Source organism: Acinetobacter sp. WCHAc010034, assembly GCF_001696615.3.
In the GTDB taxonomy this organism is placed as follows: Bacteria; Pseudomonadota; Gammaproteobacteria; order Pseudomonadales; family Moraxellaceae; genus Acinetobacter.
On the sequence record NZ_CP032279.1, the window covers coordinates 1071250 to 1096729 of the forward strand.

The 25480-nt window shown below is 51.3% G+C and carries 18 protein-coding genes; 3 read left to right on the forward strand and 15 right to left on the reverse strand.

What is annotated here, in order from left to right; all coding sequences use genetic code 11:
* Positions 1–167 precede the first annotated feature (167 nt).
* The gene (cysN, locus tag BEN74_RS06745) at positions 168–1784 is read right to left on the reverse strand and encodes a sulfate adenylyltransferase subunit CysN (protein WP_068907449.1); all 1617 of its coding nucleotides are present in this window, start codon (positions 1782–1784) and stop codon (positions 168–170) included.
* A gap of 93 nt (positions 1785–1877) precedes the next feature.
* On the reverse strand, positions 1878–2792 hold the full coding sequence (gene cysD, locus BEN74_RS06750; RefSeq protein WP_068907447.1) for a sulfate adenylyltransferase subunit CysD: 915 nt from the start codon (positions 2790–2792) through the stop codon (positions 1878–1880).
* A 467-nt stretch (positions 2793–3259) separates the two neighbouring features.
* On the opposite strand from cysD, the gene BEN74_RS06755 reads away from it, so the two are divergent.
* From BEN74_RS06755 to pgaB (BEN74_RS06765), 3 genes are all read left to right on the forward strand, one after another.
* The gene (locus BEN74_RS06755; protein WP_068907445.1) at positions 3260–3898 is read left to right on the forward strand and encodes a YqiJ family protein; all 639 of its coding nucleotides are present in this window, start codon (positions 3260–3262) and stop codon (positions 3896–3898) included.
* 46 nt (positions 3899–3944) lie between these two features.
* Positions 3945–5651 carry a flotillin family protein gene (locus tag BEN74_RS06760; RefSeq protein WP_068907443.1) on the forward strand — a complete coding sequence of 569 codons (1707 nt, stop codon included), beginning with the start codon at positions 3945–3947 and terminating at the stop codon, positions 5649–5651.
* Positions 5652–5864: 213 nt separating this feature from the next.
* Positions 5865–7088, forward strand: a complete 1224-nt coding sequence (gene pgaB / locus BEN74_RS06765; RefSeq protein ID WP_086374316.1) for a poly-beta-1,6-N-acetyl-D-glucosamine N-deacetylase PgaB — start codon at positions 5865–5867, stop codon at positions 7086–7088.
* On the opposite strand, the gene pgaD is transcribed toward pgaB (BEN74_RS06765), so the two are convergent.
* The 13 genes from pgaD to sdhC form a co-directional block, all read right to left on the reverse strand.
* Positions 7060–7557, reverse strand: coding sequence for a poly-beta-1,6-N-acetyl-D-glucosamine biosynthesis protein PgaD (gene pgaD, locus BEN74_RS06770; RefSeq protein WP_228200405.1), 498 nt, complete (start codon positions 7555–7557; stop codon positions 7060–7062). The genes pgaB (BEN74_RS06765) and pgaD overlap by 29 nt on opposite strands.
* Positions 7541–8821, reverse strand: coding sequence for a poly-beta-1,6-N-acetyl-D-glucosamine synthase (pgaC, locus tag BEN74_RS06775; protein ID WP_068907441.1), 1281 nt, complete (start codon positions 8819–8821; stop codon positions 7541–7543). The genes pgaD and pgaC overlap by 17 nt, the downstream gene beginning before the upstream one ends.
* Positions 8818–10677, reverse strand: coding sequence for a poly-beta-1,6-N-acetyl-D-glucosamine N-deacetylase PgaB (gene pgaB, locus BEN74_RS06780; protein WP_068907439.1), 1860 nt, complete (start codon positions 10675–10677; stop codon positions 8818–8820). The genes pgaC and pgaB (BEN74_RS06780) overlap by 4 nt, the downstream gene beginning before the upstream one ends.
* Positions 10677–13136 carry a poly-beta-1,6 N-acetyl-D-glucosamine export porin PgaA gene (pgaA, locus tag BEN74_RS06785; protein WP_068907436.1) on the reverse strand — a complete coding sequence of 820 codons (2460 nt, stop codon included), beginning with the start codon at positions 13134–13136 and terminating at the stop codon, positions 10677–10679. Before pgaA ends, pgaB (BEN74_RS06780) begins: the two co-directional genes overlap by 1 nt.
* Before the next feature lie 209 nt (positions 13137–13345).
* On the reverse strand, positions 13346–14236 hold the full coding sequence (sucD, locus tag BEN74_RS06790) for a succinate--CoA ligase subunit alpha (protein ID WP_068907434.1): 891 nt from the start codon (positions 14234–14236) through the stop codon (positions 13346–13348).
* Positions 14237–14249: 13 nt separating this feature from the next.
* Entirely contained in the window at positions 14250–15416 is a 1167-nt protein-coding gene (gene sucC / locus BEN74_RS06795; RefSeq protein ID WP_068907432.1) for an ADP-forming succinate--CoA ligase subunit beta, read from the reverse strand.
* Between the two features lie 170 nt (positions 15417–15586).
* Positions 15587–17020: a dihydrolipoyl dehydrogenase gene (lpdA, locus tag BEN74_RS06800; protein WP_068907430.1), complete on the reverse strand. Its 1434-nt coding sequence runs from the start codon at positions 17018–17020 to the stop codon at positions 15587–15589.
* 59 nt (positions 17021–17079) lie between these two features.
* The gene (gene odhB / locus BEN74_RS06805; RefSeq protein WP_068907428.1) at positions 17080–18276 is read right to left on the reverse strand and encodes a 2-oxoglutarate dehydrogenase complex dihydrolipoyllysine-residue succinyltransferase; all 1197 of its coding nucleotides are present in this window, start codon (positions 18274–18276) and stop codon (positions 17080–17082) included.
* A 16-nt stretch (positions 18277–18292) separates the two neighbouring features.
* Positions 18293–21115, reverse strand: coding sequence for a 2-oxoglutarate dehydrogenase E1 component (locus BEN74_RS06810; RefSeq protein ID WP_068907426.1), 2823 nt, complete (start codon positions 21113–21115; stop codon positions 18293–18295).
* Between the two features lie 794 nt (positions 21116–21909).
* Positions 21910–22620, reverse strand: a complete 711-nt coding sequence (locus BEN74_RS06820) for a succinate dehydrogenase iron-sulfur subunit (protein ID WP_068907421.1) — start codon at positions 22618–22620, stop codon at positions 21910–21912.
* A gap of 14 nt (positions 22621–22634) precedes the next feature.
* Positions 22635–24533, reverse strand: a complete 1899-nt coding sequence (sdhA, locus tag BEN74_RS06825) for a succinate dehydrogenase flavoprotein subunit (protein ID WP_068907419.1) — start codon at positions 24531–24533, stop codon at positions 22635–22637.
* Positions 24534–24545: 12 nt separating this feature from the next.
* A complete protein-coding gene (sdhD, locus tag BEN74_RS06830; RefSeq protein ID WP_068907417.1) occupies positions 24546–24911 on the reverse strand; it encodes a succinate dehydrogenase, hydrophobic membrane anchor protein in 366 nt (121 codons plus the stop codon).
* Entirely contained in the window at positions 24911–25309 is a 399-nt protein-coding gene (gene sdhC, locus BEN74_RS06835; protein ID WP_068907414.1) for a succinate dehydrogenase, cytochrome b556 subunit, read from the reverse strand. The genes sdhD and sdhC overlap by 1 nt, the downstream gene beginning before the upstream one ends.
* Between the last annotated feature and the right edge of the window lie 171 nt (positions 25310–25480).

The window sequence follows — 25480 nt, forward strand, 5'->3', positions numbered from 1 at the left end:
CTCAGGTTAATAATTTTTTCATAAATACCCCCTCTACAAGCCATTGTATAGGGAAATTATTTACGTGAACCATATATCATTATTTGAGCGCTTATTTTTTAGCCGCCAGCTTTTTACGGCAATAAGAAAGCCCGCTGTCGCGGGCTGTCTTCAATCCATCCAATCCCTTACAGGCGGACTAGCTCAACAATTTTCTCAGCCAGCGCTTCCGCAGCTTCATCCGCGTAGCTGACGTCTGCACCTTCCGCAAGGTCAGTCACCACAACCACGCCAGTTTCACGCAGCAATGCAGCCTGCTCAGCGCTTAAGCCCGCTTTAGCAAGTGCAACCACGCCCTGCTGCATCAGCAGGCTTTCCAGCGCCTGCGCATTTTCCAGCGCTTTTGCTGAAACAGCGATAGACGCCGGCTTCTGGCCTAAGCGCGCTGCGCGGTCTTCCGCAGTCACAGGGCTGCTGTGCGCTGCCCACTCCACAGATTCTTCCACCATACCCGCGCCAATTGTGACGTTGTTTAAGCGGTCAATGAAAATGAATGAACCGGTATAGCGGCTGTCCTGATAGCGGTCAAAGACCACCGGCGCATCAAATTCAACCGTGACATTGGCAATCGCATTTAAATCCAGATGATCCACCTGCATTTGCTCAAGCGTATTCACATTTGTGCGGTAGTTGATGCCGGTTACTTTGGCGGGAACAGTCTGCGTGCCAATCTTAACGTTGTACAGCTTGCCCAGCGCCAGCGGCTGATCCGCCATCCAAACCACAGTCGCTTTCACCGAGCGGGAAATGGCAGGCAGCGCCTGATCCGCGCGGACCAGCACGTTGCCGCGCGACACGTCAATTTCATCATTCAGGGTCAATGTCACCGCCTGGCCGGCAAATGCATGTTGGAGGTTGCCGTCAAAAGTGACGATTTCCTTAACCGTTGACGACTTGCCTGAAGGCAGGGCCGTAACTTTATCACCCACATTGATTTCACCGAGCGCAATCGTGCCGCAGAACCCGCGGAAGTCGAGATTCGGACGGTTGACATACTGCACCGGGAAACGGAAATCATGCTTCTCGCTGTCGCGGTTAATTTCAACGGACTCCAGCGTGCCCATTAAGGTTTCGCCGGTGTACCAAGGCGTATTGGCGGATTTATTCACCACGTTGTCGCCGTTCAATGCGGAAATAGGCGTAAAGATGATATTGCTTGGCTTGCGCTCGCCCAATTGGCTGACGAAGTCCGCATATTCCGCCTGAATTTCATTGAAGCGCGTTTCAGAGAATTCCACCAAGTCCATTTTATTGATGGCGACAATAATATTCTTAATGCCCAGCAGGCTGGCAATATAAGTATGGCGGCGGGTCTGGGTCTGCACGCCGTAACGCGCATCAATCAGGATAATCGCCAGGTCGCAGGTGGAAGCGCCGGTCGCCATGTTGCGCGTGTACTGCTCGTGCCCCGGCGTATCGGCAATGATGAACTTGCGCTTTTCCGTTGAGAAATAGCGGTAAGCCACATCAATGGTGATGCCCTGCTCGCGTTCCGCCTGCAGGCCATCAACCAGCAGCGCCAAGTCCGGCGCATCGCCTGTAGTGCCGACTTTCTTAGAGTCGCGGGTCACCGCCTGCAATTGATCTTCATAGATCAATTTTGAATCATACAGCAGGCGGCCGATCAGGGTGCTTTTGCCGTCATCCACGTTGCCGCAGGTCAGGAAGCGCAAAAGATCTTTGTTTTCATGCTGTTTTAAATACGCCAAGATATCCTGGCTGATCAATTCTGATTGATGAGACATCGCTCAAACTCCACAAATTCTTTAGAAACCGGTTTTCCAGTCCGCCCCAGCCCTCTTTTTAAAAGAGGCGGGCAGACTGCTGCGCAAGGGAGATTAGAAATAGCCTTCCTGCTTTTTCTTCTCCATCGAGCCTGCCTCATCATGGTCAATCATCCGGCCCTGACGCTCTGAACTGGTCGCCAGCAGCATCTCCTGAATGATTTCCGGCAAGGTGTTGGCCGTTGATTCGACTGCGCCGGTCAGCGGGTAGCAGCCTAAAGTGCGGAAACGCACCGATTTCATTTGCGGAACTTCGCCTTCTTTTAAAGGCATGCGCTCGTCATCCACCATAATCAGCGTGCCGCTGCGCTCCACCACAGGGCGTTCCGCAGCCAGATACAATGGAACCAATGGAATGCTTTCCAGGTAAATGTACTGCCAGATATCCAGCTCAGTCCAGTTGGACAGCGGGAACACGCGGATGCTTTCGCCCTTGTTCACTTTGCCGTTGTAAAGATTCCAAAGTTCAGGGCGCTGGTTTTTCGGGTCCCAGCGGTGCTTGGAGTCGCGGAATGAATACACCCGCTCTTTGGCGCGCGATTTTTCTTCATCGCGGCGCGCGCCGCCAAAAGCGGCGTCAAATTTGTATTTATCCAAAGCCTGCTTTAAGCCCTGGGTTTTCATGATGTCGGTATATTTTGAGCTGCCGTGGTCAAAAGGGTTGATTCCAGCTTCAACGCCTTCTTTATTCTGATGCACGATCAAATCAAAGCCATGCTGTTTCGCCATGTTGTCGCGGAACGCAATCATGTCTTTAAATTTCCAGCCCGTGTCTACATGCAGCAGCGGGAATGGAAGTTTGGCGGGATAAAACGCTTTCATTGCAAGATGCAGCATTACTGCGGAATCTTTGCCGATTGAATAGAGCATGACCGGATTTTCAAATTCGGCAGCAACTTCACGGATAATATGAATACTCTCAGCTTCCAGCTGTTTAAGATGAGTAAGTCTTTCCTCATTTAACGACATGAATAACACCAGCTTAGAAAAAACGTGTACTTATGACACTTTTGAAAATTTATATTCATTATAGTGATTTAGTTATCTGTACTATTGCTTGTTTTATTATATTTATATGCAAATTCGTCATATAGAAGTTTTTTGATATTGCTTATAAAAGATAATTAATCAAGGCCTTGAGCCCAATCCGCCCGCCTGCCCTGCAGCTTTGGCCGCCATTCAGTCAAAGCTGATTACAATAAGGCTATCATTAAATGCCCTAAGCCGGCCTGACGGCCATGCAGGCTAAAAAAGCAAAGGCATCAATTCCTTGCCAATAAGTTTACTGTTATATTTATTCAGCGCTTCATGAAGATTTTTACGGCATTTTGCATACACATCGGCTGCGTTAAATGCTATCTTCTGCTGAGGGGGAAATTTCAGCCAGAAACTTATTTTTTCCAATTATTTATAATCATAATATAGAGATAAATATAATGTGGGAATTGTTGACGCATCCTTCCAATATTGTATTCAGCATCAGCCTGTGCCTGATGTTCCTGTTCGGCATTTTTGAAATGGCGCTGATGCTGATCGGCGGCGGCTCGCAAGGCCTGCTGGAGCAGTTTCTGCCGGATGGCGCCGGACATCAGGCGGACATCGGCGTCGATGCCGATCACAGCCTGCTCAGCAAAGCGCTGGATTGGCTGTATTTAGGCCGCGTGCCGCTTTTTGTCTGGCTGATTATCTTTTTGACCGTCTACGGGCTGAGCGGGCTGATTCTGCAAGGCGCTGTGCAGCAGCTGACCGGCACGCTGCTGAATGCCTGGATCATTTCCCCCGCCTGCCTGTTCCTGTGCATGCCGCTGGTCCGCGGCAGCGCGCAGCTGATCGCAAAAATCCTGCCGCAGGATGAAACCTCGGCGATTTACAGCGAAGAACTGATTGGGCGCACAGCCGTCATCATCCTGGGCGAAGCCAAGCCGAATTCTCCGGCGCAGGCCAAAGTGCGCGACCAGCATGGTCAGCTGCATTATGTGCTGGTCGAACCCGAAACAGATGAAACCTTTCTGCAGGGCCAGGCCGTGGTGCTGACCCAGAAAACTAAAATTGGCTTTCAGGCCAGTCTGCCTTGATAAAATTTCATTTTAACTTTAAATACAACTATAGAGAATCAGCTGCATGTTAGACCTTATTCCAAGCGGCCTTTTGGCCACGGTCGGCGTGATCTTCGCCGCCCTGATTTTTATCGGCTTTATCCTTGCCCGCCTGTACCGCCGCTCCAGCAAGGAAATTTCTTTTGTCCGCACCGGCTTTGGCGGTGAAAAAGTGATTTTAGGCGGCGGCGCCATTGTGCTGCCGGTGCTGCATGAAATTATCCCTGTAAACATGAATACCCTGCGCCTGGAAGTGCGCCGCGCGGATGATCAGGCGCTGATTACCCGCGACCGCATGCGCGTGGACGTGATGGCGGAGTTCTATGTGCGCGTCAAGCCTTTGGCGGAATCAATCGCCACGGCGGCGCAAACGCTGGGGCAGAAAACCATGTCGCCGAATGAATTGAAGAATCTGGTCGAAGGCAAATTTGTCGACTCTCTGCGCGCAGTGGCTGCCGAAATGGCGATGGAAGAGCTGCATGAAAAGCGTGTCGACTTTGTGCAGAAAGTGCAGCAGGTGGTTTCTGAAGATCTGCATAAAAACGGCTTAGAGCTGGAAACTGTTTCTTTGACAGGTTTAGACCAAACAGGGTTTAAATATTTCAACCCGCAAAATGCCTTCGACGCCGAAGGCCTGACCAAGCTGACAGAAACCATTGAAGACCGCCGCCGCAAGCGCAACGCAATTGAGCAGGATGCTGATCTGGCGATTAAAACCAAAAATCTGGAAGCTGAACAGGCTCGCCTGCAGATTCTGCGCGAAGAAGAATACGCCAAGTTGCAGCAGGAGCGCGAGATTGCCGTGCGCCGCGCGGAACAGCTGGCTGAAATTGCAGCGCAGGAAGCCGGCAAGAAGCGCGAAGCGGAAGAAGCGCGCATCGCCGCCGAGCGTGAAGTCGATTTAAAGCGCATTACCGCGGCCCGTGATGTTGAAAATCAGAATATTCAGAAATCGCAGATTATTGAACAGGCGCAAGTCGAGCAGAAGAAAACCATTGAACTGGCTGAGCAGATCCGCGCCATTGCCATTGCTGAGAAATCACGCGAAGAGTCCGAGGCTAAAGCGCAGGCTGACCGCGCCCGCGCTGAGGCGGTCAAAGCCGAAGAGGAAGTGATTACCGTGCGGGAAACCCAGCGCGCCGAACGGCAGAAAGCCGTTGAACTGGTGGCGGCCAAGCAGGCTGCGGAAAAAGACGCGATTGCCATTACGGTGGCGGCGGAAGCCGGCAAACAGGCTGCAGCCGATGATGCAGAAGCGATCCGCATCGCTGCCGAAGCGGCAGCCGAACAGGCCCGCCTGAAAGCCAAAGGCGAAGCCGATGCGAAAATCCTGCTGGCGCAGGCGATGGAAAAGCAGTATCAGGTTGATGCGGAAGGGACGCGTGCCGTCAACGAAGCCAACAACGTGCTGTCTTCTGAACAGATTGAAATGCAGATCCGCCTCGCCATGCTGAAATACCTGCCGGAAATTATCCGTGAAAGCGTGAAGCCGATGGAAAATATTGACGACATCAAGATTCTGCAGGTTAACGGCCTGCACGGCGGCCATGCCGGCTCCTGCCAAAGTGATGCGCAGCATGAAGGCGGCGCTGTGGCCCTGTCCGACCAGGTGGTCAACAGCGCCCTGCGCTACCGCTCTCAGGCGCCTTTGATTGACAGCCTAATGAGCGAATTGGGCATTCAAGGCGGCGATATTAACGGCATGACGCAAAGCCTGAAATCCAATGCCTAATGCCCTGCGCCTCATCTGAGCAGCTGAGGACTCAGGCATCATAAAAATGCGGCCATCCGGCCGCATTTTTCCTTTCCGCTGCGCGCCCTCAGAGCAGCGCCAGCCTTAAAAACATGATCAAAAAAGCAACAATTTCCTGACCAAACAGCGCTATCCATCGCGCTGCGCTGCAACTATATTAAATTGCATGCTGGACCTACAGGAAGAATAAAAATGCCTTCAAAACCCTTTAGAAAAATAAACCGCCTGGGGCTGCTGTCCTGCCTTGGCGCCCTCATCAGCATCTGCAGCGCCCATGCTGATACGGTGCAGATCAGTAACCACCCCGTGCAAGCCCTGGTGCAGCGCAATGCAGCGCCGGCGCCCTCATCTGCGGACCTTCCAAAGCGCCATCTGCAGCACATGCGCATCATGCATATCGACTTGGATTACATCTATGACACCGATAAAGCGCAGCAGCGGGCAAACCTGCAGGCGCTGATTCAGCGCATTCAGGCGGTTCAGCCCAATACCATTTTCCTGCAGGCTTTTGCTGACCCTGACGCCAACGGCTCGGCAGATCAGGTCTATTTTCCAAACCGCCATATTCCTGTCCGGGAAGACTTATTTCATCAGGTGCTACAGCAAATCCGCCAGCAAACCAAGGTCAAGGCAGTGTATGCCTGGCTGCCTTTGATTGCCTGGGAGTTTCCGAAAAAATACCAGTTGAACTATGTGCAGAGCAGCCAGAAAAACACCCACGGCTATATCCGCATCTCGCCGTTTGACCCGAAAAACATGCAGTATGCAGCTGAGATTTTCTTAGATTTCATTCAGCGCAATCAGGTCGACGGCATTCTTTACCATGACGACGTGACCTTAAGCGATTTTGAGGATGACAGCCCAGTGGCGCATCAGGCCTATAAAAGCTGGGGTTTTGACAGCGCTGCGCTGCTGCGCCAGCCGGAGCATCCGCAGCAGCTGAAATTCGCGCGCTATAAAACTGCCTATCTGGATCAGTTCGCGGCCGGCATCAGCGAAATTCTCAAGCAGCGCCAGCCCAATCTGCAGTTTGCGCGCAATATGTATGCCGAAGCGCTGCTGAACCCCGACAGTGAAAAATGGTACAGCCAATCACCGGCCAGCACCTATCAGCACTATGACTACAATGCAATTATGGCCATGCCCTATATGGAAAAAGCCAAAAACCACCGGCAGTTTTATCTGGACTTAATCCAGCAGGCAAAAAAATATGACCCTAATTTGAGCCATACGATTTTTGAACTGCAGGCGGTCGACTGGATTACCCAGAAGAAAATACCGGACCGGGAGCTGCAGCAGAGCATGAAGCTGCTGGAGCAGCACGGCGTGCAGCATATCGGCTACTATCCTGACGATTTTGCCGATGCGCACCCCGATGCAGCCCAGCTTAAGCGCGCATTTTCTGAGGCAGATTAACTGCATAATTCTGCAGCTGCCCTTGCTCTGAATAGTGCAGGGTCATATTTTTAGCCCTGCGCATCTGCACAATGTCGCGGGGCTCTATGGCGAAACTCCGCGCCAACTCCCCTTCAGTGACACTGTCCGGCGCCTGACGGCGGTCACGGCCATGAAATCTGATCCAGTTATAGCCGGCCCAGACCAGCAGGCCGACAATCAGCACCCCGATGCAGAGGCTCAGCTTCATCAGCGATATGCTGGTCATCGGCTGCACCTGTCCCCTGACCTGCGCATACACCACGCTGCCTTCAAACCACCAGAACAGCAAGGTCAGCAGTGGCGCAAACAGCCACATCCACATCAGCCAGCCAAGCGCCATGAGGCTGTAGCCTGCGCCTTTGCGGCGCACATACTCCGGCTTATCAATATACTCAGGCAGTTCCAGCGGCTCATCTCTGAGCATTTTAAAATTATTGAGCTGATTCATCGTTTGCATCTCCTCTGAACCCCCGGTCTGGACTGACCCAGCGGGCACGCTTTTGGGTTTTTAAAATGGTTTTCGGCAAGGCGAATACCGTGGTCAGCATGGCAAGAATCCAGAAGAACAGCGGATACCAAATGACCCAAAAATAGTTGCGCAGCATGCGGCCCTTATCATAAGGCTTGTCAATCCACAGGCTGACGAAGAATTGAATTAAGCAGGTCACGCCTAAAATCACGCCGTACCATTGCGGCACCAGCGACTGAATGGCCCATTCGCCCGGCAGGGAGAAAAACAGCCCATAGAAATACAGCGCGAAAATGCCGAACATGACGTATGCCCAAAGCACACTGATGACGGATTCAAAGGCAATGGGCCACATGCGCCTTAAAGACCATTTGAATATTTTAGGCATATAGGCAAACAGCACCTCAATGCCGCCCTGCGCCCAGCGCAGGCGCTGCTTCCAAAGCCCGCCGAATGTTTCCGGCATGTAGATGTAGCACAGCGCCTGCGGCACATAATGCAGATCCCAGTGGTCAAACTGCAGGCGCCATGACACATCTATATCCTCAGTAATCATGTCATCGCGCCAGTAGCCAATGCGGTTCAGCGCCGTTTTGCGGAAACCGGCGATGGCGCCGGATATGGTAAAAATCCGGCCATAGGCGCGCTGCGCGCGCTTGATCAGCCCGATAATGGAAGAAAACTCGCCAACTTGGATTTTTCCCAAGACGCTCGAGCGGTTGATAATGCGCGGGTTGCCGGTGACGGCGCCGACGCGCGGAAAGCTGACCAGATGATGCATCATCCACAGCACGGAATGCGGATGCAGCAAGGCATCACCATCAATGCAGACCAGATATTCATAGCGGCTGACCATTGCGCCGGCCCTTAAAGCATAAGCCTTGCCCTGATTTTCCGCCAAATGCACCACCCGCAGCTTGGGGTACTGCTCCGCCAGCTGATCCAGTATTTCCCCGGTGCGGTCCGTGCTGCCATCATTCACCGCAATCACTTCAAACTCCGGGTACTGGCTTTGCATGGCAAAACGGATGGTTTCGTGCAGCTGCCCTTCTTCATTAAAGCACGGCACAATAATGCTGCAGCCTTGGCCGCTGGGCTTCGGCAAGTCGGGCTGATTATATTCCCGCTTCAAATAAAACCAGACGCCGCCGGCAATCCAGAGCCATGCCATAAACAGCGGGTATAAAAAAGCGAATCCGAAATAAAAGTCGTTAAAGCTCAATGCCTGCATCAATTCTGTCATTGCCTTCTCCATCCCTGCTGATAAGGGTCGCGGTAAGTCAATGGACTGTCATTCAGGCTTAAGCTTTGATAAAGGTTTTGCTGAATGCGCTGACCATCCGGCAGCCGGTAATTATTAATTCCGATCTTCTGGATAGATGCAGTCCTGAGCGCCTGAAAGTCCTGCTGATAGCGCTTCCAGTCTTTTGCATTCATATCCGGGCCTACGTCCAGACTGACAATCAAGCGCTGCCTTTGCGCCGCATCCAGGGTCTGAACCTGCTTCATTAACGCTTTGAATGTTTCGGGCTGCTGCACAGGATTCAACGTCAGGTACAGGAAGTCCGAAGTTTTTAACGCCTGAGTCACCAGCGGCTTCAAGCCAGCCAGAGAACTGTCTTTCAGGCTCAGTTTTAAAGCCGTCTGATAATCGTTGCTAATATTGGCGTAATAATGCGCTTGCTCCTTGCTCCGCTCTTTAATCGCCATGACCTGCTTCACTTGCTGCGCGCATGGCGCTGACCAGCTGGCCTGGCTGAGCGCGCAGTCCAGCGTATCGCCGGTTTCCAGCATCAGCCCTTCAATCGAACTGTTGTTTCTCACCAAATCTGCCGTCAATTCGGCCAGATTGATGCCCTGCTTCAGCTCCAGGCTCATCGGCAGCTCCGCATAAACGCGGTTTGAAATGCGGGTTTTGGTCTGCCAGGCGGTGCGGTTCAGCAAGTCCTGCTGCACCGGCAGCTGCGCGTTCGGAAAAAATGCCGCATCAATTTTTCCATCCGCATTGTTGTCTATCACCGTTTTCAGCAGCAGCGTATTGCTCTTGAATGCGGTGATCTGATCCAGCAGCTGTCCCAGCTTCTGGTCAAACTCCTTGGTGTCGCGGCTTTGCAATTCAGCCAGGTTGAAGTTCAGGAAGCTTTTGCGCTGCTTATGCGGCGCACGCGCTTCCGCAATAAAGTCGATCATGTCCTGATGAATCTGTTCAGGCGTCGGGTTGTCAATAATCAGCGCGCGCTGATAGGTTTTTTCTGAATCCGCAAGGCTGGCGACATTGCCCAAGCTGAATGACATGGGAATGCCGGCCCGCTGCGCCAGACCTTCAGTCTCTGGCGTTACTGCGCCGTAGGGCCAAAACACCGCCAGCGTGTTAATGCCCAGCTGCCGGTCCAGCTCCTGCTTGGATTTCTGCAAATCCGCAACAATCCGCGCCTGATATTCCTCATTCGTTTCATACTGCTTTTCGGCAGGATAGTACTGGCGGGTGGTGGCGGCAGGCTCCATATTCAGCTGCGGATTGGCCAGAATGCCGCGGTGCAGGTTGTCTGAATGCGAGACAAATTCAGCAAGGCCGGACTGCTGCATTTCGCGCATCTGGTCCCAGTTCATTAAATTTCCTGCACCATAGGCTTCATAGGCGTCTTTGGTATTGCCGTTGATCCAGCTGGTCGGAATGGCGAAAACCGCCGGATATCCGTACTGCTTCAGCAAAGGGAAGACACGGCGGTAACTGCTGACCGCGCCGTCATCAAAAGTCAGCAGCAGCGCCTTTTCAGGCAGCTTCTGCTGCTTCTCGCGCGCCTGCAGAACATCCTGCAGGCGGATAGGATGCCAGCCTTCACGCCGGATCCAGGCAAAAAACTGCGACAGATTCTGCGTGCTGATGGCGTATACATCACGGTCACCCTGTTTCGCCACATCATCGCGCACATCATGAAAGGTTAAAGGAATAAACTGATTTTCACGCAGCAGGCTTTCGGGCTTCGCGGCCTGGCTCTTGCCGGGCGGCGCCTGCACCGCTCCGGCATAGAGCGGAACCGGCGCCAGCAGGCTGAGCGCCAAAGCGCGCGGCAGCAATGTTTTGTTGATTTTTTTCATTAGAAGCGCCCCTCAAATCCAAATACGGCATAAGTTCTTCTTTCATCTTCTCCGTCATAAGGGTGCACTCCCCAGCCAACGCCATAGTTCAGCTTCCACGTGCGTGACAGCTGCCAGTCGTGCTGGTAGTACAGGTTGTAAATAGGCTTGCCTGAGAAGCCTGTCTGCTTGAAGGTTCCCGCAGCGGCTTCAAAATGCTGGCTGAAATGCCGGTCATAGCTGCGCCAGGTTATCCAGTCATGCTCCAGCACCGCTTCTGCGCTGTAGCTCTGTTTTGGGTTGAAATAAGGCGCGTAGTCTCCCAGATCATTTTTTTCATAGCCGCCGCGCAGCGTGGCGCTGGTGATATGATGCGGCGCCTGAAACAGCTGCTGCTTGAAAAATCCGGAAAGTTCCTGGCGGGCATTGCCGTCATTAATATCCATCAATTTATAGGCCGCGCCCGCTTTGCGCGCCTCATTGGCCTGCCAGTTCAGGCCCATGCTATAACCTTCGCCTTCATGGCCCTGCGCCAGCGCCTGCAAAGGAATATCCGCCTGGCTGTCAAAGCCCAGCGCATAGCTCCAATGGTCATTCAGCCAGTGAGACCAGTCCAGCTGCACGCCAAAACGGTCACCGTCTGTGCTTTGCGACAGCATGATGGAGGCAGCTTTGCGGTTTGAAGCCCATTCCAGCCCCAAGCCAACACGCTGATCCTTGATTTTCCCCTGTTCGTAGTCTGCCCAGCGGTTGCTGTGATCTGCAAAGAGGCGGTAATTGTCATTGAGCCAAGGGCTGTTCAGCCGCGTTCCGCTTTCCTGTTCTTTGGAGCCCTTCAGCCTGCCCAGCAAAGCGTCATTGTCCGATTCGCTTTTGGAAAATGTGCTCCGGTGCTGAATTGTGGCATGGCGCCGGTCATCCAGCGCCTTTTTGCTTTGCTGCACGCCGGTGTCATCGCCGGCGCTGCGCATTAAACGCTGAGTCTGCTGGCGCCATGACTGAATCTGGCCAAGCGCCTGCGCATTCTGCATGCTGGTAATTTGGCTGGACTGGTCTATAGGCTCAACGCTGTTCCACTGATCCAGCGTCTGCTGTGAAAGTTCGGGCTTTTCACGCCAGCGCTGCACAATCGCCAGATTATTCTGATAGCTGATGTTTGCCGGCGCCTTCGCCACAATTTCATTAAAATACCGCTCTGCCTTGCCGTGCTCCTTGCGGTAAACATAATTCAAGCCTTTGAGCCCAATAAACTCCGTGCGGTCATCATGCGTGACTTTGTCAACGCCTTTGGCATTGCTGTACCTGAAGGTCGGCAGCTGCTTATCCATCTCTACAAGCAGCTTATCGGCCTCTTTAAATTTTTCCTGCTCAATCAGGCTGAAGTACAGGCCTGCATAAACGTTGTAGTCCGCATAATTTTTTTCAGCAAACAGGCTCTTGTACAGCTTCTCAGCTTTCTTCGGCTGGCGCATCCGCAGATAGCTGTCCGCCAGGGCATGCCTGACATAAGTCGGCATTTCCATTGGGCCAACGCCGGTTTTGGCAATTTGCGCCACCGCCTGTTCCGGCAGGTTCCGCGCATTCAGCGCAAAGATGTATTCATAATAAAAGTGCCGCCTTAAAGCCGGGTCTGCAGGCAATTGCGCCTCGTAGGCCTTCATCTCTGCAAGCACTGCGTCCAGCGAAATAAAAGCCTCTTCCCCCCGGTTCATGGTGACGGCATTTTTAGCGGCCTGAATGCCCTGCTGAATGCGTTCTGAAAACTCGCTCATTTTCAGCACATGCCGCAGTGTAGGACGCGATGCATCCAGCTGCTTTAACTGGATATACTGCCGCGCCTTGGCATAGTCACTGTTCATAATCAGCGCCAAGACATACTGCTCCTGGGCATCTACGCTTTCCGTTCCCTCCACTGCGCGCTGCGCGGCGTTCAGGGAGTCTGCAGGCATATCCAGCAGGCGGTAGGCATAGGCCAGCTTTGACTGATAATCCGCATCCAGCGGCTGCAGATTCGCCTGTTCCAGTATTTCGCGCGCGCGGCTTTTCTGCCCGGCTTCGGCCTGCAGCACGCCTTGCCACAGCATCCACTGCGGCGACGGGTCAACACTGCTGAATTTCGCGGCCCATTGAATTGCTGCGTCGTACTGCTTGATATCCCGCAGCGCTTTCAGGACACTCACCTTGCCGTAATCAGGGAATGTGGCAGGGTCAATATTCATCAGATAAGCTTTATCTGAATCGGTAAATTTTGCATTGGCGTAACGCAGCACAACATAGTCTGCAATGAGTTTCTGATTCTGCGGGTCCTGCTCTAACAATGTTTTTAATTGATCTAAACCCTGATTCACCTTCCCGCCTTGAATGTCTGCAACGCTCTGTTCTCTTTGCTGATCAACTGACTCGGCTGCAAATACCACTGACGGAAGACTGGAAAGAATCGAATAAAAACATAATCGGCATAAGTAAGTTTTATAAGCCATTGATTATTCGCATTAGTTGAGTAATTTTTATAAAGTCACGGAATATGACTTAACTCTCAATATAGTCTTATTCTGGTTTAAATTTAACCAGTCTTTCGATGATTTATGTAAACAATCATTAAGCCGGTTTTGGGCCGCATTTCTCAGTTTCAGCACTGCAAAAAAAATGCTCCTTGTAACAGGAGCATTTTTTGACTGTGCCGGAAAAGTTAAGCCAGGCCTTTTTCCTGCAGCACCTGCAGCATGGTCGAACCCAGCTCCGCCGGACTGCGGGTATAAGCCATTCCAGCGCGCTCAAAGGCTGCGAATTTTTCTTCCGCAGTGCCCTTGCCGCCGGAAATAATCGCGCCAGCATGCCCCATGCGCTTGCCTTTCGGCGCAGTCACGCCGGCAATATAGCCGACGACCGGCTTGGTTACATGGGCCTGAATGTACTCGGCTGCTTCTTCTTCCGCTGTGCCGCCAATCTCGCCAATCATGATGATGGCTTCGGTTTGCGGATCTTCCTGAAACAGCTTCAGGCAGTCAATCTGATTCATGCCCGGAATCGGGTCGCCGCCGATGCCGATGCAAGTTGACTGGCCAAGGCCCAGCTTGGTGGTTTGCGCAACCGCTTCATAAGTCAGCGTGCCTGAACGCGAGATGATGCCGATTTTGCCCGGCTGATGAATGTGCCCCGGCATAATGCCGATTTTGCATTCGCCTGGCGTGATAATGCCCGGACAGTTCGGCCCAATCAGGCGGGTGCCATTGCCATTAGTTTCCAGATAGCGCTTGGCTTTCAGCATGTCTAAAGTCGGCACGCCCTCGGTAATCACCACAATCAGCTCAAGGCCGGCATCAATTGCTTCAATCACCGAATCCAGCACAAAAGGCGCCGGCACATAAATGGAGGTTGCGGTTGCGCCAGTTTCACGCACCGCTTCCTTCATGGTGTTGAACACAGGCAGGTTTAGATGGCGTTGCCCGCCTTTGCCCGGCGTTACCCCGCCCACCACTTTGGTGCCGTAGGCGATGGACTGCTCTGAATGGAATGTGCCGTTTTTGCCGGTAAAGCCCTGCACTAATACTTTTGTGTCTTTATTTACTAATACGCTCATGCTTGATGCTCCCTTAGCCTTTCACTGCAGCGACAATTTTTTCCGCAGCGTCGGCAAGGCCAGTGGCAGAAATTAAAGTCAGACCCGATTCATCTAATAACTTAGCACCCAATTCAGCGTTATTACCCTCTAAGCGAACAACAACAGGGACTGTTACATGAACTTCCTGAACCGCCGCAATAATGGCTTCGGCAATCATGTCGCAGCGCACAATGCCGCCAAAAATATTGATCAGCACGCTCTGCACGGAACTGTCCGCCAGAATAATTTTGAAGGCTTCAATCACGCGCTCCTTGGTCGCGCCACCGCCCACATCCAGAAAGTTTGCCGGCTGGCCGCCGTAGAGCTTGATGATGTCCATGGTCGCCATGGCCAAGCCTGCGCCATTCACCATGCAGCCGATATTGCCCTGCAGCGCCACATAGTTCAGGTCATGCTCAGAGGCTTTCAGCTCGCGCTCATTTTCCTGCGACTTGTCGCGCAGCGCAGCCACTTCCGGCAGGCGGTACAAAGCATTTGAGTCAATGCCGATTTTGGCGTCTACACAGAGGATTTCGCCGTTTTCGCGCACCGACAGCGGATTGATTTCAAACAGCGCAAAATCGTTTTCAATAAAGGCCTGATAGGCGGCCGTCATGATCTTCACAAACTGGGCGATCTGCTCATTTTTCAGCTTCAAGGCAAAGCCGACTTCGCGCGCCTGAAACGGCTGCAGCCCGACCAGAGGATCGACCTCGACCTTAATAATTTTTTCCGGGGTTTCTTCGGCGACTTTTTCAATTTCCACACCGCCTTCGGTCGATGCCATGAACGTCACGCGCCGGCTGGAGCGGTCAACGACTGCGCCTAAATACAGCTCGCGCTCTACGGGATAAACATCTTCGGCAACTAAAATGCTGCTGACCGGCTGGCCGCCGGCATCGGTCTGATAGGTCACCAGGCGCGTGCCGATAATACTGCCGGCATAGTCAGCAGCTTCCTGAGCGGTTTTGACGACCTTTACGCCGCCGGCTTTGCCCCGGCCGCCGGCATGCACTTGGGCCTTCATCACAGCAAACTTGCCGCCCAGCTGTTCAAAAGCCTGAACGGCTTCTTCCGCATTGGACGCAAGAATGCCTTCCTGAACAGGCATGCCATACTTTTTCAACAATGCTTTTGCTTGGTATTCATGTAGATTCATTGTTTACCTTTTACTGTTTTTTTCGCTTTGTTATTGCAGTTTATGTGCCAATGCTGATCATCAGCACCAATAATTCTTAAAACTTTCTTCTCTTTATTTTTAGATGATTATTCATGCAAAAACAACCACTAAATGCAAAAAGAGCGGCCTAAGCCGCTCTTTTCTTCATCTTATTTGCGTTTACGCTGAATGGCGTGAATCGCCCGGCCATCCACTGCCAGCGCAGCTTCATGCACCACTTCTGAGAATGTCGGGTGACCGAAGGTCATCAGCTGCAGATCTTCAACAGAAGATACAAACTCAAGCGCGATCATGCCTTGGTGCACAATGTCAGACGCCGCAGGGCCAATCACGTGCATGCCCAGTAAACGGTCAGTTTTTGCATCCGCAACAAACTTCACGAAACCAGCGCCTTCACCGGCAGCTAAAGCGCGGCCATTCACGGCAAAACCGAATTGACCGGTTTTAACTTCATGGCCTTTTTCTTTGGCTTGCTCTTCTGTTAAGCCAACCCACGCCGCTTCTGGATGCGTGTAGATCACAGAAATGATGGTGTCATAGTTGACTTGCGCTGCATGGCCGTGAATACGTTCAACAGCCATTACGCCTTCTTCCATCGCTTTATGCGCAAGCATAGGGCCGCGAACCAAGTCGCCAATTGCATATACGCCGTCAACAGACGTTGCACACCAATCGTTTACTTCAACCAAACCGCGTTCAGTCAATTTGATGCCGCAGTCATCAGCCAGCAAGCCTTCAGCATAGGCGCGGCGGCCTACACAAACGATCAGCTTATCAAATGCTTGAGTTTTTTCTTCGCCGCCTTGGGTGTATTTAACAGTTACTTCAGAGCCATTAACTTCTGTGCCGGCAACTTTAGCGCCAACACGGATATCAAGGCCTTGCTTAGTCAACAGCTTTTGGTAGTCTTTCGCCAAAGCTTTGTCAGCCATCGGCAGGAATGCATCCATTGCTTCAAATACAACAACTTCTGCACCCAGACGGCGCCATACTGAACCCAGCTCAAGGCCGATTACGCCCGCGCCGATTACGCCAAGGCGCTTAGGCACTTCCTGGAACTCAAGCGCGCCGGTAGAATCAACAATAATGTCTTGATCTACTGGAGCTACAGGAATGTTCACAGGAACAGAACCTGTCGCAAGAATCACGTATTTAGGCTCTAAAACCTGAGTTTCACCTTCGTGAGATACAAACTCAACTTTTTTGCCCGCAAGCAATTTGCCTGTGCCTTTCAGCCACTCGATGCCGTTGCCTTTCAGCAATTGGTCGATACCGCCAGTCAGCTGGTCAACGATTTTGTCTTTACGCGCAAGCAGCTTTGCAAGGTCAAACTTCACTTCGCCAGTTGTGATGCCGTGGTCATCCAAATGATGAACGGTATCTTCATAGCGGTGAGAAGAATCAAGCAGCGCTTTAGACGGGATGCAGCCCACGTTTAAGCACGTGCCGCCTAAAGACGGCTTGCCTTTGTGAATGCGTTTTTCGATACAGGCAACTTTAAAGCCCAGCTGCGCTGCGCGGATCGCCGCTTCGTAGCCGCCTGGGCCACCGCCAATTACAACAAGATCAAATTGTTGAGACATTTTTATCTCCAAAAATGGGCTTAGAGGATCGCTCTAAGCCCATGTTTTATTCTTTAAAATTAAAGGTCAAGGATCAGTTTAGCTGGCTCTTCTAACAATTCTTTAATTGTTACAAGGAAGCCTACCGCTTCTTTGCCATCGATTAAACGGTGGTCATAAGAAAGCGCTAAATACATCATCGGCAGGATTTCCACTTGACCGTTTACCGCCATTGGACGCTCTTGGATTTTATGCATGCCCAAGATTGCAGTTTGCGGCGTGTTCAGGATTGGAGTAGAAAGCAGTGAGCCGAAAGTACCGCCATTGGTGATGGTGAATGTACCGCCAGTCATGTCTTCAATGCCCAGCTTGCCGTCACGCGCTTTATAAGCGAAATCACGGATGCCGTTTTCAACTTCAGCATAGTTCATGCGGTCAGTATCGCGCAGCACAGGAACAACAAGGCCGCGGTCAGAAGATACCGCTACGCCGATGTCATAGTAGCCGTGGTAAACGATGTCATTGCCGTCAATAGAAGCATTAACTGCCGGGTAGCGCTTAAGCGCTTCAGTCGCCGCTTTAACGAAGAATGACATGAAGCCAAGGCGCGCGCCGTGGCGCTTTTCAAATGCGTCTTTGTATTGAGCGCGCATTTCCATGATTGGCTTCATGTTGACTTCGTTGAACGTTGTCAGCATTGCAGTTTCTTGCGTCGCCGCCAGCAGGCGCTCAGCAACACGCTTGCGCAGGCGGGTCATAGGAACGCGCTTTTCAATGCGCTCGCCTACCGCTACGCTTAATGGCGCAGCTGCAGGAGCCGCCGGCTTAGCCTGATGGTTGGCAACATCTTCTTTGGTGATGCGGCCGCCGCGGCCTGTGCCCGCAACGTCAGCAGCTGGAATGCCAGACTCAGTCAATGCTTTACGCACTGCAGGCGCCTGATCAGCAACAGCAGCGCCGGCAGCAGCTTGAACTGCAGCAGCCGGTTCAGCTTTCTGTTCAGCCTGAGGCGCGGCAGCTGGCGCTGCGCCGGAAACTGCGCCTTCTTCAAACTGCGCAATCACTTCAGCGGAAAGCACTGTGTCGCCTTCATTTTTAACAATAGCTGCAATCGTGCCGTCTGCAGGAGCTACAACTTCCAGCACAACTTTGTCAGTTTCAATATCACAAATCACTTCGTCGCGTGATACTGCTTCACCAGGCTGCTTGTGCCAAGTTGCAATTGTGCCGTCAGCAACTGATTCTGGGAACACCGGTGCTTTAATTTCGGTTGCCATTACTAAAAATCTCCTGTTATTCAGCCACGATCGCTAAAGCGTCATTCACGAGCTGAGCTTGTTGTTTTGCATGCAAATAAGGTGAACCGCAGGCAGGCGCCGCAGATGCCGGACGGCCTGCGTAGCTGATGCGTACCTGTTTACCCGCTTTCATTACGTCGTCATATAAGCGCGGCGCGATGAATAGCCAAGCGCCCTGGTTTTTCGGCTCTTCCTGCGCCCAAACGATTTCTTTTACGTTTGGATAAGAAGCAAGCACTTCTGCAAGGCGTTTTTCCGGGTACGGGTACAATTGTTCAATACGGACGATTGCTGTGTTTTCAAGGGCCTGCTCACGGCGTTTTTCCAGCAGGTCGTAATAAACTTTGCCGCCGCACAGTACAAGGCGGGTAACGTCCGCTTTGCTGATTTGATCAATTTCATCAATTACTGTCTGGAATGTGCCGGTTGCCAGCTCTTCCAGTGTCGAAACCGCCAGTTTGTGGCGCAGCAGCGATTTTGGAGAGGTGATAATCATCGGCTTGCGGATCGGGCGGACAGCCTGACGGCGCATGGCGTGGAAAATCTGCGCAGGCGTTGTCGGAGTAATCACCTGCATGTTGTCTTCAGCGCAAAGCTGCAGGAAACGCTCCAGGCGTGCAGATGAATGCTCAGGGCCCTGGCCTTCAAAACCGTGCGGAAGCAGCAAGGTCAAGCCGCATACGCGTTCCCATTTGGTTTCGCCGGAAGAAATGAACTGGTCAATCACCACTTGCGCGCAGTTTGCGAAGTCGCCGAATTGCGCTTCCCAAATGATCAAGCTTTTCGGCAAAGTGGTTGAATAGCCGTATTCAAATGCCAGCACAGCCATTTCAGATAACAGCGAATCATAAATCGCGGTGCGCGGCTGATTCTCTTTCAAATTGCACAGCGGAATGTAGGTTGAACCGTCAACCTGGTTATGCAGTTTGGCATGGCGGTGCGAGAATGTGCCGCGGCCCACGTCTTCACCGGTAATGCGGAACAGGTAGCCTTCATCCAGAACAGTTGCATAAGCCAGAGTTTCAGCTGCGCCCCAGTTCAATGGAATTTCGCCGGTCTGCATTTTCAGGCGGTCATCAATCACTTTTGCAACTTGGCGCTGCATCACGAAGCCTTCAGGAAGCTCGCGCATTTTCGCGCCCAGCTCTTTCAAGCGTTCGATTGGGAAAGTCGTGTCCCATTCATCAGTGTATTCATGGCCAAGGTATGGAGACCAGTCCACAAACATTTTCTTGTTCGGCTCAAGCACCAGCGCGTTGGCAACATGCTTGCCCGCTTCAAGGTCAGAACGGTACTGCTCAACCATCTGGTCAGCCGCAGCGCGGTCAAGCACGCCTTCCTGCACCAGCTGGTCCGCATACAGCGTACGCGTAGAAGCTTTCTTGTTGATGACTTGATACATCATCGGCTGCGTTGCTGCCGGCTCGTCCGCTTCGTTATGGCCGCGGCGGCGGTAGCAGAACATGTCAATCACCACATCCTTGCGGAAAGTGTGGCGGAAGTCATGCGCCAATTGCGCAACAAACAGCACCGCTTCAGGGTCATCGCCATTCACATGGAAAATCGGCGCCTGAATCATTTTCGCGATATCGGTACAGTATTCTGTAGAGCGCGCATCACGCGGATCAGAGGTTGTGAAGCCGACTTGGTTGTTTACCACGATGTGAACCGTACCGCCTACCGTATAGCCGCGAGTTTGCGACATCTGGAAGGTTTCCTGGTTAACGCCCTGGCCTGCAAATGCAGCATCGCCGTGAACAATGACCGGCAATACGTCATCGCCGCCAATGTCTTTGCGGCGCACTTGGCGCGCGCGCACCGAACCTTCAACTACAGGCCCGACAATTTCCAAGTGCGACGGGTTAAACGCCAATGCCAAGTGGACTTCGCCGCCCGGAGTCATAACGTTTGAAGAGAAGCCCTGATGGTACTTAACGTCGCCAGAACCTTTCTTATGCAGTGATTTGCCTTCAAATTCACCGAAAAGGTCTGCCGGGTTTTTACCCATGATGTTGACCAGCAAGTTCAGGCGGCCGCGGTGAGGCATGCCGATCACCACTTCTTTGCAGCCTACAGAGCCTGCGCGCTGAATCAGCTCATTCACCATTGGAATGAAAGACTCGCCGCCTTCCACGCCAAAGCGCTTCGCGCCGACAAATTTGCTGCCTAAATATTTTTCAAGGCCTTCAGCTGCGGTTAAGCGCTCCAATACGTGCTTTTTCTGATCTGCATTGAAGCCGAACTGATTGCGCGCGCCTTCAAGGCGCTGCTGAATCCAGCGTTTTTCTTTGGTGTCTACAATGTGCATGTATTCAGTGCCGATAGAAGCGCAGTAGGTCGCTTCCATAGCCTGAACAATTTCACCCAGCGTAGCTTCAGCTTTGCCAATCGCCAGGTTGCCGGTGTTGAACGGCGTATCTAAATCGGATTGAGTCAAGCCATGCGCTGCAAGATCCAGATCCGGCACAATTTCACGCTTAGCCAGGCCTAATGGATCGAGTTTCGCTTTTTGATGGCCGCGGTTGCGGTACGCCGCGATTAACTGCAATACGCCAATTTGACGGCGCTCATGCTCAGAACTTACTGCACTTTGAACCACAGGCTGAACACGGCTTGAATTGCGGCCTAATAACAGGAATTGCTCACGTACATTGCTGTGCGGCTGATCACCTTTAGGGAATTTATCGAAGTATTCGCGCCAGTCAGCTTCTACTGAGTCTGGAGCTGTCAGATACTGCTCATAAAGTTCTTCAATATACGCTGCACTGTCAGCGGAAAGTTCTGTGTCAAGACGCAGTGCGTCAGCAACTTCTTGCATTTGTGGACCCATTTCCTATTGCAAAAACATTTCAGGATGCTTTTTAAGCGAACCCATGATTAATAATGTCAAATTGGTAACATGACACTAGTCCCCATTAGGCATCAGCCATGAGGCGCGTTATCACTACATCAGGAATTCCTAATGTGATTAATGAACAACAACGCCCCTCAGCGGCATCATTACTCATTGTTATACCCAGCCGAACCGGGCAATTTTTTGCAAATCGTCTTAGAAAAAATAATTCCTGCGCCTTGTTTTTTCTAAACCGACTTCCCTGCCTTTTATATCCCGCCTCAGCACAGCTAAATGTTGAAAATATGTACATATTTCATGCTCAATTTTCACATACAGGGGTGCGTTAAATGCTAACACGTTCCGCTGTTTCAATTGATTTCTTTGACATATACCTTTCATAAATTGGCGAAATACATATGCCAAAATTTCATCTAATATATGGTGCTTTAAATAAAAACCAGTTTCAATGTAGACCAAAGTCTACTCCAGCAAATACATACGAAAAGAGAGCATCATCTTTCAATATGCCCTCTTTCAGCTCACATCTTAACATCTTAATAACCTTTTTGCAGACCCATACTTGCACTTATTTATGAGATTTGTTTTAAATCACGCCGCTTTTCATCAATCTGGCGCAATTCAAGCGCGCCTCCCACTTATAAACAAAAACAGTGCCAACTTAGCCGCTTTGCAGCCAGCTATTCCGCTTAAGCGGCTAAAAACAAAAAAGCACACCATTAGGTGTGCTTTTTCTAACTGATAAATCAGTCTACAGATTAACCCGCAGCATCTAAAAGCATGTTGCGGATGTGACCGATTGCTTTCGTCGGGTTCAGGCCTTTAGGACATACAGATACGCAGTTCATGATGCCTTTGCAGCGGAACAGCGAGAATGGATCGTCAAGACGGGCCAAGCGCTCTTGCGTTGCAGTATCGCGCGAGTCGATGATGAAACGGTATGCATTCAGCAATGCTGAAGGACCCAGGAACTTGTCCGGGTTCCACCAGAATGACGGGCATGATGTTGAACAGCATGCGCAAAGAATGCATTCATACAAGCCATCCAAGTGCTCACGGTCTTCAGGAGACTGCAAGCGCTCTTTTGGCGGCGCAGGCTGGTTGTTGATCAAGAATGGATGAATTTTGTTGTACTGATCGTAGAACTGATTCATATCCACAACTAAATCTTTAACCACCGGCAAGCCTGGCAAAGGACGGACTGTAATCACTTCCGGCAGGTCGTTCAGGTTCCAAAGGCACGCTAAACCGTTTTTGCCGTTGATGTTCACACCATCCGAACCGCAAATACCTTCACGGCATGAACGGCGGAATGTCAATGTTTCATCCTGTACTTTCAATGCAAGAAGCGCGTCAAGCAGCATGCGGTGCTTGTCAGTCAGCTCCAGCTTGAAAGTTTGCATGTACGGTGCTTTATCCTTATCAGGATCGTAGCGGTAGATATTAAATGTACGAGTACCTCTACTCATCTTACTTCTCCCAATTAGAATGTGCGCGGTTTAGGCGGAATTGCAGCAACCGATAATGGCTTGTAGCGTACTGGCTTGTACTCAAGACGGTTATCGCTAGAGAACCACAATGTGTGCTTCATCCACTCATCATCACGGCGGCCATACGGGTAAGCTGGGTGATCCGGTGACTCTTCAAAGTCTACAACCGTATGCGCGCCGCGGCACTCTTTACGGGCTGCAGCTGAAATCAATGTCGCTTTAGCCACTTCATACAGGTTTTCAACTTCTAAAGCTTCTACACGCGCAGTGTTGAATACTTTAGACTTGTCTTTTAAGTGAATGTTGCGTACGCGCGGCTCAATCGCAAGAATCTGCTTCACGCCTTCTTCAAGAAGCGCAGTTGTACGGAATACACCCGCATGATCTTGAACGATGTCACGGATTGCATCTGCAACTTCCTGAGCGTTTTCACCTGCTGTTGAGTCATCCAGTTTACGGATACGCGCAACAGTTTGCTCAAGCACAGTTGTAGGAAGCGGCTGGTATTCATCACCGCTGTGCTTAGTCACGTAGTCGATGATGTGTTCACCGGCAGCTTTACCAAATACAACCAAGTCAAGCAGTGAGTTGGTACCTAAACGGTTTGCACCGTGTACAGACACGCAAGAACATTCGCCAATTGCATAGAAGCCTTTAACAGGCTTGGTAAAGTTGCGGTCGCCAGCATTGGTCGAGTAGACATCGCTGTCTTTGTCGTAATGCGCTGTAAATGCTTCAGTTTCAGAACCTTCAGGCACAACCACTTGACCGTGGATATTCGTTGGAATACCGCCCATTTGGTAGTGAATCGTCGGCACAACTGGAATTGGCTCTTTAGTGATGTCAACGTTCGCGAATTTCTTGCCAATCTCGAATACAGATGGAAGACGTTTCATGATCGTTTCAGCACCCAAGTGCGTCATATCAAGCAAGATGTAGTCTTTCTTCGGACCGCAGCCGCGGCCTTCTTTAATTTCCTGGTCCATCGAACGTGATACGAAGTCACGCGGCGCCAAGTCTTTTAAAGTTGGTGCATAGCGTTCCATGAATGGCTCGCCTGCATCATTGCGAAGGATTGCGCCTTCACCGCGGCAGCCTTCAGTCAGCAATACGCCTGCGCCAGCAACACCCGTTGGGTGGAACTGCCAGAATTCCATATCTTGCAATGGAATGCCTGCACGCGCAGCCATACCAAGGCCGTCACCGGTGTTGATATAAGCATTGGTAGATGCACGGTAAACACGGCCTGCGCCGCCTGTAGCAAACAATGTCGCTTTTGCTTGGAATACTGCAATTTTACCCGTTTCTTGGTCAATTGCTGTTACACCAAGAACGTCACCCGCTTCGTTGCGGATCAGGTCAAGTGCAATCCATTCAACAAAGAATTGCGTGCCCATTTTCACGTTGCTTTGATAAAGCGTGTGAAGAAGCGCGTGGCCTGTACGGTCAGCCGCTGCGCACGCGCGCGGAACCGCTTTTTCACCGTAGTTTGCAGAGTGGCCGCCGAATGGACGCTGGTAAATCGTACCGTCTGCGTTACGGTCAAATGGCATGCCCAAGTGTTCTAATTCATAAACCACTTGCGGCGCTTCACGTGTCATAAACTCGATTGCGTCTTGGTCGCCTAACCAGTCAGAACCCTTCACAGTGTCGTAGAAGTGGTAGTGCCAGTTGTCTTCCTGCATGTTGCCCAGAGACGCGCCAATGCCGCCCTGCGCTGCAACAGTGTGCGAACGGGTTGGGAATACTTTAGTTAAAACAGCAACTTTCAAACCAGCTTGAGCAAGTTGGTAAGACGCGCGCATGCCTGAACCACCGCCACCGACGATGACTGCATCGAAGGTTTCGTGTGGAATATTTGTGTAATCTTCTTTAGGGGTTATAGCGCCCATGATCTCTTCCTATCAATTCGCCCAAAAAATCTGGATTGCCCAGATCGCATATGCAAATACAGCAATAATGACTGCTGAAGTCAGCACTAGGCGTAAACCTGAAGCTGAAGGACCCATCTGGCGGGTAGTCACATAGTCTGTGAACACCTGCCACATGCCGATCCAAGCATGCGCAACAAGAGATAAGACCGCCAATAAAGACAGAATCTTCATTGGAGCTGTCATCATAAAGCCATACCACTGCTCAAAGCTGAATCCGCCATTGCAAAGGATCCAGCCAAATACCACAACAGTGTAAACAGCCAGCACAACAGCGCTCACGCGCTGGATAAACCAATCGCGGGAACCTGAACCCGTTAAACCTGTAGCACTTTTCATTAGAGAACAATCCATACAAATGCTGCAATAATACCGATTGCAGACAAGATCAATGAAATAGTAGCTGCGATACGGCCGCTTTGCAGTTCTTCAGCAAAACCAAGGTCCGCAAGTAAGTGCTTAACACCCGCAATAAAGTGGAAGATTAAGCCGGCTACAAATACCCATACAATGAAGCGCACAATGAAGCCGCCAAAGATTGCTTGAACTTCAGCAAATCCTTCTGGCGAAGACAGTGATTTGTCTAAAAGCCACAAAAGTACCGGTACGAGTAAGAATACGATGACACCAGAAAGACGGTGTAGAATTGATGCAATAGCCACAGGGGATTTTAAGTTTACTTCTAAAACTTGACCCATGGACAAATTGACAGGTCTGTTGCTTTTCACAGCGGGCATCCTGTAGTAAAAACTCCATCCGGAGTTTGTTTGAATTAATTCGAAGGAAAGCTGGCATTGTCAGGCCAATATTTCTAATAAAATAGCAGCCTTAACTTTTAACGACACTGAATTATAAAACGTGAACTATCAAAATACAAACAATCACAATGGCTTAATATCCAAAAAAAG